This is a genomic window from Alcaligenes sp. WGS1538, from assembly GCF_043187505.1.
Classification (GTDB): domain Bacteria; phylum Pseudomonadota; class Gammaproteobacteria; order Burkholderiales; family Burkholderiaceae_B; genus Alcaligenes.
Genome location: NZ_CP171109.1, coordinates 1266550 through 1278497 on the forward strand (window position 1 = coordinate 1266550; position 11948 = coordinate 1278497).

The window sequence follows — 11948 nt, forward strand, 5'->3', positions numbered from 1 at the left end:
TTGTAACATTTCCCGTGTTAAATGTTGTTTGTTACAAGAAATTAGCTGGTTCAACCAGTTTTACAAGGAAGGCTGACATGCCCGTATCGGAAAATTCGCTGCTGAATGACATTCAGGAAGTCAATTTGTCGTACTTGCTGCTCGCACAACGCCTGCTTCGCGAGAATTTTTCGGCAGGAATGTTCCGGCTGGGGTTCGACGCCGATGTGGCCGAAACCCTGATGCACCTGTCCCCCGCACAATTGGTCAAGCTGGCCAGCTCCAGCTCCCTGATCTGCGGCTTTCGCTTCAACGACTACGACCTGCTCACGACGCTGACGCAGAATGTGCTGGGCGGCGTGCTGCAGCAGGCCCATTCCACCATTCTGCTGTCCCAGAGAGCGACGGCCGGTCAGGCGGGCTGACGGCAGGGACGATCTAAACGTTATGGCTACAAAAAGCGTCGCCAAAGAGGCCCAGGAAATCGGCCTGGCTTCGGAAATGATCGAGTTGGGGGCGCGTTTGCAGGTGCTGCAGGCGGAAACCTCGCTCAGCTACGACCGTCTTGCGCGCCTGTATCGGGAGGTCAAAGGCTGTTCGCCGCCCAAGGGCATGCTGCCGTTCTCGGTGGACTGGTTCATGACCTGGCTGCCCAACATCCATTCCAGCCTGTTCTACAGTATCTATCAATTCATGGTCGCGCAGACTCCCTGCGGCAAGAGCCAGGCTCTGGTCGAGGCGTACCGTCTGTACCTGGAGCAGTCGGCCGCCGGCCGCGTCGAAACGACGACGGACGAGGAACCCGTGCTCAGCTTCACGCGCGCCTGGATGCTGCTGCGCTTTTTCGACAGCGGTATGTTGCAGCTTTCCCAGTGCGAGCGCTGCAAGGGCGGCTTCGTTGCCCACGCCCACGATCCCGAAGCCGGTTTTGTCTGCGCCATATGCCGCCCGCCGCCGCGTGCGGGCAAGACGCGCGCCAGCAAGGCGCGCGGCAGCCGCAAGGTCGAGGCCGCCAGCAAAGAAGCCCGGCCGGCCTGCGAAGAGCCATGCGCCCCGCGCCGCGCCCCGGCCGCTTCCCGGCGTCAGCTCCAGCCGGACGTGCCTGCCCGCATCGGCTAGCGTCCACGCGCCTGCCGTTCCAGTTTCCTGAAGTGTTTCCGCTGTGCAAAGAGGACCGGAAGCGCCGATCTATGCGGGAAAAAGCCCGTTGAAGCGGCGTTTTGGCCCGGCCACTTGCCGCCATCATTAGTTGCGTGTACTTGAAGAAGGCGTATCCGTGCTTATTCTGATTGGATATATCGTTGTCTTTGTCTCCGTGTTCGGGAGTTTCGTGGCCCTGGGCGGGCATATGGGCGCCCTGTACCAGCCTTTCGAACTGCTGCTGATCGGCGGTGCGGCGATGGGCGCCTACTTCGCGTCCAACAGCGGCAAGTCCATCAAGCTGCTGGCCGGGGCGCTGCCCATCGCGTTTCGCAGCAGTCCCTACAACAAGCAGCTGTACATGCAGTTGATGGGCATGATGTACGTCCTGCTCAACAAGGCGCGCCGCGACGGCATGATGTCCATCGAGTCCGATATCGAGAACCCCGAGCAGAGCGCCATCTTCGCCGATTACCCCAACGTGGTGAAGGATCCGGCCCTGATGAACTTCATCGCGGATTATCTGCGCCTGATGATCAGCGGAAACATGAGCTCCTTTGAAATCGAGACCCTGATGGAGCAGGACATCGAGACCCACCAGCATGAGCGCAACGTGCCCGCCCGCGCCCTGCGCGAAGTCGCCGACGCATTGCCCGCCTTCGGCATCGTCGCGGCGGTACTGGGCGTGGTCAAGGCGCTGGCGTCGGTGGACCAGCCGCCGGCCATTCTGGCCGACCTGATTTCCAAAGCCATGGTCGGCACTTTCCTGGGCATCTTGCTGGCCTACGGTTTCGTGGCGCCGCTGGCCGCGACCATCGAGCGGCGCACGGCCGACTCGGTCAAGGTGCTGGAGTGCATCAAGGTGACGCTGCTGGCCAACATGAACGGCTATCCTCCCCAGCTGGCGGTGGAGTTCGGCCGCAAGGTCCTGTTCTCCACGGAGCGCCCGTCCTTCCAGGAACTGGAGGAGCATGTGCGCCAGGCCCGCTCTGCAGGTGGCGGCCGTAAAGCCTGATCGGAAGCAGTCATGAGCAATCACAAGGACAGAGTCGTCATCCGCCGCAAGAAGACGGCGCACGGCGAACACCATGGCGGAAGCTGGAAGATCGCCTACGCGGACTTCATGACGGCCATGATGGCCTTTTTCCTGGTGATGTGGATCCTGTCGCTGGTCCCCAAGCAGGACCTGAAGGAGATCGCCGACTACTTCCGCATGCCGCTGATCGACGCCGTCACGGGCGGCCAGCAGGGGGATCAGTCGCGCAGCGTCATTCCCGGCGGCCAGCCCAGCCTGATTCCCAACCCCCATCCGGGCGCCACCAACATCGACGCCATGCAGGATCGCCAGGATGTCGAGCGCCTGGAAGACCTGAAGTCCGCTCTCGAAGAGCTGATCCGCATCGACCCGGTGCTCAAGGAGTTCCGGCCGCAGCTGCTGCTGGACATGACCCAGGACGGCCTGCGCATCCAGATCATCGACCGGCAGAGCCGGCCCATGTTCGCCACCGGCAGCGCTCTGGTGCAATCCTATATGCGGGCCATCCTGCGCTCCCTGAGCCAGCCTCTGAACGAGATGCCCAACCGCATCCAGATCACCGGCCACACCGACTCCATGCAGTACGCCAGCGGCGAGCGCCTGTACAGCAATTGGGAGCTGTCCGCGGACCGCGCCAATGCGGCCCGCCAGGAACTGGTCGCGGGCGGCCTGGCCGAGGCCAAGGTCAAGCAGGTGCTGGGCCTGGCCGACACGGTCAGTCTGGTTAAAGATAACCCCGCTGCGGCCGTAAATCGGCGTATCAGTCTGCTCGTGCTCAATAGCCGCGCGGAACGACGCATCGACGAGCAGAATGCCAGCGGTTCCGAGGAGTTCGACCTGCGCGAGGCCATGCAGGAGCCGGAGGGGCCCATCGGCGTTCGCATCCCCGGTCTGCCTGAGTTGCCCGGCGCTCTGCCTGTCACGCCGTAAAGCCCGCATAGACGGGCTGGACTTTTTGTTTAGATGTTCTAAGCCATTACCAAGAAGGAAGTGTTCATGAGCTCCGGCGTAGATCTGAGTCAGTTTTACGAAACCTTTTTCGATGAAGCCGATGAGCTGCTGGCCGACATGGAGCGCTTGCTGCTGGAGCTGGACCTGGACCAGCCCGACCGCGACCAGTTGAACGCCATCTTCCGCGCCGCCCACTCGATCAAGGGCGGGGCGGGCACGTTTGGCTGCTTCACTCAGCTGGCTGAGACCACGCACCTGCTCGAGAACCTGCTGGACCTGGTCCGCAACGGTGAAATGCAGTTGCGCAAGGACATGATCGACCTTTTTCTGGAAACCAAGGACGTGTTAACCGGACAAGTCACCGCCTACCGCGATGGAGAAGATCCCGACGAGGACGCCTACCGCCGCATCTGCGAACAATTGCGGCAGCTGGCCCTGGAACAGAAGGGCATCCTGACCACGCAGGAGCAGGCGCCTGCTGTTGCGGCCGAGCCTGAACCGGAGCCCGAACCGGAGCCGGCCCAGCCTGCCGAGACGTCGGGACTGCCCCTTTGGGTGTCGCTGGGCCCTGTGTCCGACAAGGATGCCGAGGCCCTGCAGCAGGAAATGGAATTGATGGGCACCATCGTGCACCAGTCGCGCGAGGGCCAGCGCCTGGATATCTGGCTGGAAACCACGGCCTCGGCCGATGACATCCAGGCCGTGTGCTGCTTCGTGGTCAACGCCGACCAGGTGACGGTCAAGTTCAGCGCGGCGCCTTCCCAGGCCGCCCAGGCGGCGACACCCGCCGCGCCGGCGCCCGAGCCTGCCGCCTCCGCCCAGCCAGCAGCGGCCGCTCCCGCAGCGCAGCCTGAAAGCGCGCCCGCCCCGGCTGCTGCCAAGCCAGCCGCCAAACCGGCTGAGAAGACCGCCAAGCCGGCCGCCGCCAAGGAGTCGGGCACCATACGCGTGGGCGTCGAGAAAGTGGACCAGATCATCAATCTGGTGGGCGAACTCGTCATCACCCAGGCCATGCTGGTGCAGACGGCTTCCACGCTGGATCCGGTCGTGCACGACCGGCTGCTCAACGGCATCGAACAGCTCGAGCGCAATGCGCGCGACCTGCAGGAATCGGTCATGTCCATCCGCATGATGCCCATGGACTATGTGTTCAGCCGCTTCCCCCGCGTGGTGCGCGAGAGCGCCGCCCGCATGAACAAGCAGATCCGCCTGGTCACCAAGGGGCAGGCGACCGAACTGGACAAGAGCCTGATCGAGCGCATCATCGATCCGCTGACGCACCTGGTGCGCAACAGCATCGACCACGGCATCGAGATGCCGGAGGATCGCATCGCCGCGGGCAAGGATGCCGAGGGCGTGCTGACGCTGTCCGCGCAGCACCAGGGCGGGCACATCATCATCGAAGTCGTGGACGACGGCGCCGGCCTGAATCGCGACAAGATCCTGAAGAAGGCCATGTCCTCGGGGCTGCCTGTCAGCGAAACCATGCCGGACGACGAAGTCTGGCAGCTGATCTTCGCCCCGGGCTTCTCGACCGCCGACAAGGTCACGGAAATCTCGGGCCGGGGCGTGGGCATGGACGTGGTGCGACGCAACATCCAGAGCATGGGCGGCCATGTGCAGCTCTATTCTCGCGCCGGGGTGGGCACCACCACCCGCATCGTGCTGCCCCTGACCCTGGCCATCCTGGACGGCATGTCGGTGCAGGTGGGCAAGGAAGTGTTCATCCTGCCCCTGGCGCACGTGACCGAATCCATGCAGCCCACCCACGAACAGCTGCGTCGCGTCTCGGAAACCGATCACGTCATGTTCGTGCGCGGCGAATACCTGCCCCTGATCTCCCTGCGCGACATCTTCTCGGTGGAAGACGCCGAAGTCGACGTGACGCGCGCCATCGCCGTCATCCTGCAGGCCGAGGACATGCGTTTCGCGCTGCTGGTCGACCATCTCATCGGCCAGCACCAGGTGGTGGTCAAGAACCTCGAAGCCAACTATCGCAAGATTCCGGGGATTTCCGCGGCAACCATTCTTGGTGACGGCAGCGTAGCCCTGATTGTTGATGTATTTGCCTTACAGCGCCTGGCCCGCGATCGCGCCGCCGCGCTGGTCTGATCTATCCGGAGACATGCATGTCCAACGACTTTAATTCCCATTCCGAAGCCGCTGAAGTCGGCGGCAAGGAGTACCTGGTTTTCACTCTGGGCGACCAGGAATACGGCATCGACATCCTGAAGGTGCAGGAAATCCGCGGCTACGACACCCAGACCGTGACGCGCATCGCCAATGTGCCCGGTTTCATCAAGGGCGTGACCAATCTGCGCGGCGTGATCGTGCCCATCGTGGACCTGCGCATCCGCTTCAACATGGAGAAAGTGGACTACGACCACCAGACCGTCGTCGTGATCCTGAACCTGAAGGAGCGCGTCGTGGGCGTGGTGGTGGATGGAGTGTCCGACGTGCTCGTGCTGCAATCCTCGCAGATCAGCGCCGCGCCCAGCTTCGGCACGGCCTTCTCCACGGAATACCTGACCGGCATCGGCACGCTCGGCGAGCGCATGCTGATCCTGGTCGACATCGAAAAACTCATGACCAGCGAGGAAATGGCGCTGGTCGACAGCGCAGTGGCCTGATCGCCGCAGGAGGCGCAGGTCGGGGGAGGTGCCGAAAGTGCCTCCGGTGTTCGGGTCTACTCTAGACAAGGTGCTTGTAATGCTGGATGGATTACGGTTGGCCAATCTGAAGGTGCGTACCAGTCTGATTCTGGTGCTGGTGTTCTTTCTGCTGATGCTGGTTGCAGGCGCGGCCCTGGGGATATTGTCCCTGCGCGGCAACAATCTGGCCTTGCAGAGCATCGTGACCAATCAGCGCGTCGGCTCGGCCATGTACCAGGCCATCGAGCGCTACAAGGACACCCAGACCCTGCTCGGGCGCGCGGCCGTCAGCTACGTGGTCAACAGCGACCTCCAGAACCAGGAGCTCATGTCCCAGTGGGGCGACGGCGACACGGCCAATGCCATCAGCTCGGCGACGCGCGAGATCATGGATGCGGCCCGCAAGCAGTTCGACCAGACCCAGGAGGCTTTCGCGCACTACCAGGAAATGGCCAAGCAGCTCAAGGACGGCGACGGCTACTATTCGCGCGTGGACGCCGCCTTCGCTTCCCTGATGCAGGGCGGCGTGCTGCCCTTGATCTCCTATCTGGACAAGGGCGACATCAGTGAATTCCGCAGCTACGTCACCACGACCACCAAGCTGCTGGAAGAAGACCTGTACAGCGCCCTGGGCACCTTGCACCGGAATCAGCAGGCCTCCATCGACGCCCAGTACCAGAAGGAAGCGGACCAGTACAGCCTGGTCATCCGTCTGGTGGGGCTGGCCATGATCCTCTGCGTGCTGATCGCCCTGGCCGTCTATGTATTCCTGAACCGCATGGTGCTGCGTCCGCTGCGCCAGGCCGGGGAGCATTTCGACCGCATCGCCAGCGGCGACCTGACCCAGCGCGTGGAAATGAGCTCCACCAACGAGATCGGCGTGCTCTATGACGCCGTGCGCCGCATGCAGAGCAGCTTGCAGCGCATGGTCATGACGGTGCGCGAAGGCGTGGAGGAGATCACCTTCAGCTCGCGCGAGATTTACATGGGCAATACGGATCTGAGCAGCCGCACCGAGGATCAGGCCTCCTCCCTGCAGGAGACGGCGGCCAGCATGGAAGAACTGGCCAGCACCGTGCGGCAGAACTCGGACAATGCCCTGCAGGCGGACCGGGTCGCCAAGGGCGCCTCCGAAGTCGCCCTGCGCGGCGGCGCGGCCGTGGCCACGGTCGTTCGGACCATGGAAGAACTCTCGGCCAGTTCAGGCCAGATCGCCCATATCGTCAGCGTGATCGACGGGATCGCTTTCCAGACCAACATTCTGGCTCTGAATGCGGCCGTGGAAGCAGCCCGCGCCGGCGAGCAGGGCAAGGGTTTTGCCGTGGTGGCGGGCGAAGTGCGCAGCCTGGCGCAGCGCAGCGCCCAGGCGGCCCGCGAGATCAAGGGCTTGATCGAGGAGTCGCTGGCCAAGGTGGAAGCCGGCACCCGGCAGGTCGACGAGGCCGGCGAAGTCGTCAAGGAAGTGGTGGCGGCCGTGCAGAGCGTCACAACCATCATGGCGGAGATTTCCTCCGCCTCCAATGAACAATCCGAAGGCATCGAGCAGGTGAACCGCGCCGTGACGCAGATGGATACGGTGGTGCAGCAGAACGCCGCCCTGGTCGAGCAGGCGACGGCCGCGGCCGGCTCCCTGCAGGACCAGGCCACGCGCCTGTCGGACGCCGTGGCGGCCTTCAAGGTCAGCGCGCAGGATGTCATCGATGTGCCCTTCGACACTCCAGAGCTGGGCCGTTCCGGTTCGGATCCCGCCTTGTCGGCAAGACCTTTGGGCGGGGCGCTGGCCAGCCTGTAGTTTATGAGTACACCTGTGGAACCTTTCGTCTATACACTGCCGGTCATTCCGCAAGCCTCTCGCGCGGATTGCGAGCGGGCCTCGCGCCTGCTCAAGTCCCATGCGGGCATCATTCTGGGAACCCACAAGGAAGACATGGTGGCCCGGACGCTGGGCATGCGCACCCAGAAAGCCGGCTTGACGGAGGTGCGCCAGTACCTGGACTTCCTGGAGCGCGATTCACATTGCCCGCAGTGGCAGGACTTCGTCAACGCCTTCACCATCAATCACACGGCCTTCTTTCGCGAACAGCATCACTTCGACATCCTGGGCAAGTTCGTCAGCAAACGGCCCAAGCCGCTGGACATCTGGTGCAGCGCGGCCTCCACAGGCGAAGAAGCCTATTCCATCGCCATGACGGTGCGCGAGCATTGCGCTTCCCCGGATACGGGGGTCTCCATCCTGGCGACCGACATCGACTCGGACGCGCTCGACAAGGCTCGCCAGGGCGTCTACACCCTGGAGCGCATCGAGCCGGTGCCCGAAGCCTGGCTGCCGCGCTATTTCCAGCGCGGGGTGGGCGCGCGCAAGGGTCTTGCGCGCGTCAAGCCGGCGCTGCGCCAGATGGTGGAATTCGATGAGTTCAATCTGGTGGGTTCGGCCTGGCCGGCGAACAAGAGCTTCGACGTGATCTTCTGTCGCAACACGATGATCTATTTCGACCGCGAGGACCAGACGCGCATCCTGGAGCGGTTCGCCGCCGTCATCAAGCCGGGCGGACTGCTGTTCGTCGGGCATTCTGAAAACTTCTCCTACCTGACCAAGGCGTTCCGCCTGTTGGGCCAGACGGTCTACGTCAGGGATTGACCGCCCTCGGCGCTCGGAATCGGGACTTTGCAGCAATGAAGAAAATTCGAGTTTTATGTGTGGACGACTCCGCCCTGGTGCGCAGCCTCATGGTGGAGATCATCAACAGCCATGCGGACATGGAAGTTGTGGCCGTGGCGCCGGACCCGCTGGTCGCGCGCGAGCTCATCAAGGAACACAATCCGGATGTGCTGACGCTGGATGTGGAAATGCCGCGCATGGACGGCCTGGACTTCCTGGAGCGGCTGATGCGCCTGCGCCCCATGCCCGTGGTCATGGTGTCTTCGCTGACTGAGCGCAATTCCGACGTCACCCTGCGGGCGCTGGAGCTGGGCGCGGTGGACTTCGTCACCAAGCCCAAGCTGGGCCTGCGCGACGGCTTGCTGGACTACTCGGATCTGATCGCCGACAAGATACGCGCAGCCTCGATCGCGCGGCCGCGCCGCGCTGCGCCCCAACCGGCGGGCGCCGAGCCTGTGCGCAAGCTCACGCATGCGTTCTCCACCACGGAAAAGCTCATCATGATCGGTGCGTCCACCGGCGGCACCGAGGCCATCCGCCAGGTGCTTGAACCCTTGCCGGCCAATTGCCCGGCCATCATGATCACCCAGCACATGCCGGCGGGCTTCACCCGTTCTTTCGTGAATCGCCTGGACGGACTGTGCGCCATGCAGGTGCACGAAGCCGAGGATGGCCAGCGCGTGCTGCCCGGCCACGTGTACCTGGCGCCGGGCGGGGTGGCGCATATGAAGCTGGCGCGCTCGGGGGCCAATTATGTGGTCAAGCTGGTGGACAGCGAGCCGGTCAACCGGCACCGTCCGTCCGTGGACGTCTTGTTCCATTCCGCCGCCGAGGTGGCCGGCCGCAATGCCGTGGGCCTCATCCTGACCGGCATGGGCAAGGACGGCGCGCAGGGCCTGCTGGCCATGAAGCAGGCCGGCGCCCAGACCTTCGCGCAGGACGAAGCCACCTGCGTGGTGTTCGGCATGCCGCGCGAGGCCTTGCAGATCGGCGCCGCCGAAGTTGCGCTGCCCCTGGGGCAGATCAGTGAACGAATTCTGGCCAGTGTGGGGGCCTTCGGTCACCGCGTCTAAGCGGGCCGAAGCGCACTGGCAGTTACTCAATTGGAGAATGTGAATGGTACAAAAAAACTTAAAAATTCTCGTTGTCGATGATTTCCCGACCATGCGTCGGATCATCAAGAACCTGCTCAAGGATCTGGGCTACGAAAATGTGGACGAGGCCGAGGATGGCCAGATGGGACTGGAGAAGCTGCGCAACGGCAATTTCGAGTTCGTGGTGTCGGACTGGAACATGCCGAACCTGGACGGTCTGGAGATGCTCAAGCAGATCCGCGCCGACGCGAACCTGTCCTCCCTGCCCGTGCTGATGGTCACAGCCGAGGCCAAGAAGGAGAACATCATTGCCGCGGCGCAGGCCGGCGCCAACGGCTATGTGGTCAAACCCTTTACCGCTGCGACGCTCGAAGAGAAGCTGAACAAGATATTCGAAAAGATGGGCGGTTGAAACGGAGGACGTCATGGACCCACAGCAAACACCCACCCACCCGGAACCGCAGAACGTCCCGGCCGATCTGGTCTACCGCATCGCGAACCTGACCCGCATGCTGCGCGAAAGCATGCGCGAATTGGGCTTGGATCAGGCGATCAAGGATGCCGCGCACGCCATTCCCGATGCGCGCGACCGCCTGCATTATGTGGCTCGCATGACGGAGCAGGCCGCCAATCGCGTGCTGAACGCCGCCGAGCAGGTCCGTCCGTTGCAGGAAACCCTGCAGGCCGACGCCCAGGAGCTGGACGCCCAGTGGGAGCAGTGGTTCGAGCAGCCTCTGGACCAGGACCAGGCGCGCGACCTGGTCAAGCGCACCCGCGCGTTTCTCAGCGACGTGCCGGTCAAGGCGCAGCAGACCCAGGACAATCTGCTGGAGATCATCATGGCTCAGGACTTCCAGGACCTGACCGGCCAGGTGATCACGCGCATGTTGGGCGTAGTCGGCGCCATCGAGACCGAACTGGTGCAGGTGCTGGTGGACAATGTGCCTACCGAAAAGCGCGAAGAGACGAACAGCCTGATCAACGGGCCGGTCGTGTCGGCGACGGCTTCCGAGGTGGTCACCAGCCAGGATCAGGTGGACGATTTGCTGGCCAACCTGGGGTTCTAGGACCCGCCCTGCGCCTGCTTGCGGGCAAATTTTTTTAAGGCGCTGCCCATGGCGGCGCTTTTTTTGCGTGGGAACAGCCCATGTTTATTGCCTTAGCTCCCGGCTATCAGGGCGGGGCGGCTCTTTTAGAATGACGGTCGGCGGCAGTGCGGGCGTAGGTCCAGCGCTGGGCGCCGGCTCTCCGTCCACTTATTCAATCCCATGCGTCTCGGCAGTCAATGGCAGAAGACAGCGATCTCGAAAAAACCGAACCGGCCTCGCCCCGGCGCCTGGAAAAGGCGCGGGAAGAGGGGCAGATCGCGCGTTCCCGGGAGCTGACGACTTTTCTGATGCTGTGCGCGGGCATAGGCGGCATCTGGGTGGGAGCGGGCCATTTCTACGAGACCCTGAGCGGCGTCGTGCGGCGCAGCGTATGGTTCGACCCGCGTCTGGGCCATGATTCCAAGGTCATGGTCACGCAGGCGGCCAGTCTGGCATACGAGACCTTGCTGGGCCTGGCGCCGCTGTTTCTCCTGCTGGTGGTCGTGGCCATTCTTGCCTCGGTGGCGCTGGGCGGCATGACGTTCAGCAGCAAGGCGCTGGCGCCCAAGATCGAGCGCATGAATCCGCTCAAGGGCGTGCAGCGCATGTTCTCCGCCCAGACGGTCGTGGAACTGATCAAGACGCTGGCCAAGGCCGGCCTGGTGGGCTCCGTGGCGGTGTATGTCATCTGGTCCCACCGCGACCAGATGACGGCGCTGATGTATGCCAGCCCGACCGAAGCCATCGCCTCGGGCATGGGCATCATCATCAAGTGTTGCGCGCTGATCACGGCCAGCCTGCTGATCATCGTGCTGATCGATGCGCCCTGGCAGCTCTGGAGTTTCTACAAGAAGCTGCGCATGTCGCGCCAGGACGTCAAGGAAGAACACAAGGAAAGCGAAGGCGATCCGCACGTGAAGGGCCGCATTCGCCAGCAGCAGCGCGCCATGGCGCGCTCGCGCATGATGGCGCAGGTGCCGGCGGCCGACGTCGTGGTGACCAACCCCACGCATTATGCGGTGGCCTTGCGCTACCAGGAGGGCAATGGCTCGGCGCCGCGCGTGGTGGCCAAGGGCACGGGCCTGGTCGCGGCGCGCATACGGGCGGCGGCCGAGCAGCACCAAGTGGCCATGCTCGAGGCGCCCGCCCTGGCGCGCGCCCTGTACTTCAATGTCGAACTGGAGCGGGAGATTCCCGTGGACCTGTACGCCGCGGTGGCGGAGGTCCTGGCCTGGGTCTACCAGCTCCGCAACTGGAACAAAGGGCAGGGCGAACGGCCCGTGACGCCCACCCGGCTGAACGTGCCGGCCGGCATGGATGCCGGCCGCCTGCGTTCGCGCACACACTGAC

General features: G+C 63.6%; 12 protein-coding genes. All 12 read left to right on the forward strand.

The window, feature by feature from the left end:
- The first annotated feature begins 77 nt into the window (after positions 1 to 77).
- The 12 genes from flhD to flhB all read left to right on the forward strand — a co-directional run bounded on the left by flhD (position 78) and on the right by flhB (position 11947).
- Positions 78 to 404 carry a flagellar transcriptional regulator FlhD gene (gene flhD, locus ACF3ND_RS05855; RefSeq protein ID WP_394065135.1) on the forward strand — a complete coding sequence of 109 codons (327 nt, stop codon included), beginning with the start codon at positions 78 to 80 and terminating at the stop codon, positions 402 to 404.
- Positions 405 to 426: 22 nt separating this feature from the next.
- Positions 427 to 1098 carry a flagellar transcriptional regulator FlhC gene (gene flhC / locus ACF3ND_RS05860; RefSeq protein WP_394065136.1) on the forward strand — a complete coding sequence of 224 codons (672 nt, stop codon included), beginning with the start codon at positions 427 to 429 and terminating at the stop codon, positions 1096 to 1098.
- 157 nt (positions 1099 to 1255) lie between these two features.
- Complete coding sequence (gene motA / locus ACF3ND_RS05865; protein WP_394065137.1) at positions 1256 to 2134, forward strand: flagellar motor stator protein MotA; 879 nt, start codon at positions 1256 to 1258, stop codon at positions 2132 to 2134.
- A 12-nt stretch (positions 2135 to 2146) separates the two neighbouring features.
- The gene (gene motB, locus ACF3ND_RS05870) at positions 2147 to 3085 is read left to right on the forward strand and encodes a flagellar motor protein MotB (protein WP_394065138.1); all 939 of its coding nucleotides are present in this window, start codon (positions 2147 to 2149) and stop codon (positions 3083 to 3085) included.
- Between the two features lie 66 nt (positions 3086 to 3151).
- Positions 3152 to 5218 carry a chemotaxis protein CheA gene (gene cheA / locus ACF3ND_RS05875; RefSeq protein WP_394065139.1) on the forward strand — a complete coding sequence of 689 codons (2067 nt, stop codon included), beginning with the start codon at positions 3152 to 3154 and terminating at the stop codon, positions 5216 to 5218.
- Positions 5219 to 5235: 17 nt separating this feature from the next.
- Positions 5236 to 5736: a chemotaxis protein CheW gene (locus ACF3ND_RS05880; protein ID WP_394065140.1), complete on the forward strand. Its 501-nt coding sequence runs from the start codon at positions 5236 to 5238 to the stop codon at positions 5734 to 5736.
- Between the two features lie 79 nt (positions 5737 to 5815).
- A complete protein-coding gene (locus ACF3ND_RS05885) occupies positions 5816 to 7549 on the forward strand; it encodes a methyl-accepting chemotaxis protein (protein WP_394065141.1) in 1734 nt (577 codons plus the stop codon).
- A 3-nt stretch (positions 7550 to 7552) separates the two neighbouring features.
- Positions 7553 to 8395 (forward strand): CheR family methyltransferase, encoded by an 843-nt coding sequence (locus ACF3ND_RS05890; RefSeq protein ID WP_394065142.1) that lies wholly within the window; start codon positions 7553 to 7555, stop codon positions 8393 to 8395.
- Positions 8396 to 8430: 35 nt separating this feature from the next.
- Positions 8431 to 9489, forward strand: a complete 1059-nt coding sequence (locus tag ACF3ND_RS05895; protein ID WP_394065143.1) for a chemotaxis response regulator protein-glutamate methylesterase — start codon at positions 8431 to 8433, stop codon at positions 9487 to 9489.
- Positions 9490 to 9532: 43 nt separating this feature from the next.
- Entirely contained in the window at positions 9533 to 9922 is a 390-nt protein-coding gene (cheY, locus tag ACF3ND_RS05900; RefSeq protein WP_394065144.1) for a chemotaxis response regulator CheY, read from the forward strand.
- A gap of 13 nt (positions 9923 to 9935) precedes the next feature.
- A complete protein-coding gene (cheZ, locus tag ACF3ND_RS05905; protein WP_394065145.1) occupies positions 9936 to 10577 on the forward strand; it encodes a protein phosphatase CheZ in 642 nt (213 codons plus the stop codon).
- A 218-nt stretch (positions 10578 to 10795) separates the two neighbouring features.
- A complete protein-coding gene (gene flhB, locus ACF3ND_RS05910) occupies positions 10796 to 11947 on the forward strand; it encodes a flagellar biosynthesis protein FlhB (RefSeq protein WP_394065146.1) in 1152 nt (383 codons plus the stop codon).
- Position 11948 lies beyond the last annotated feature (1 nt).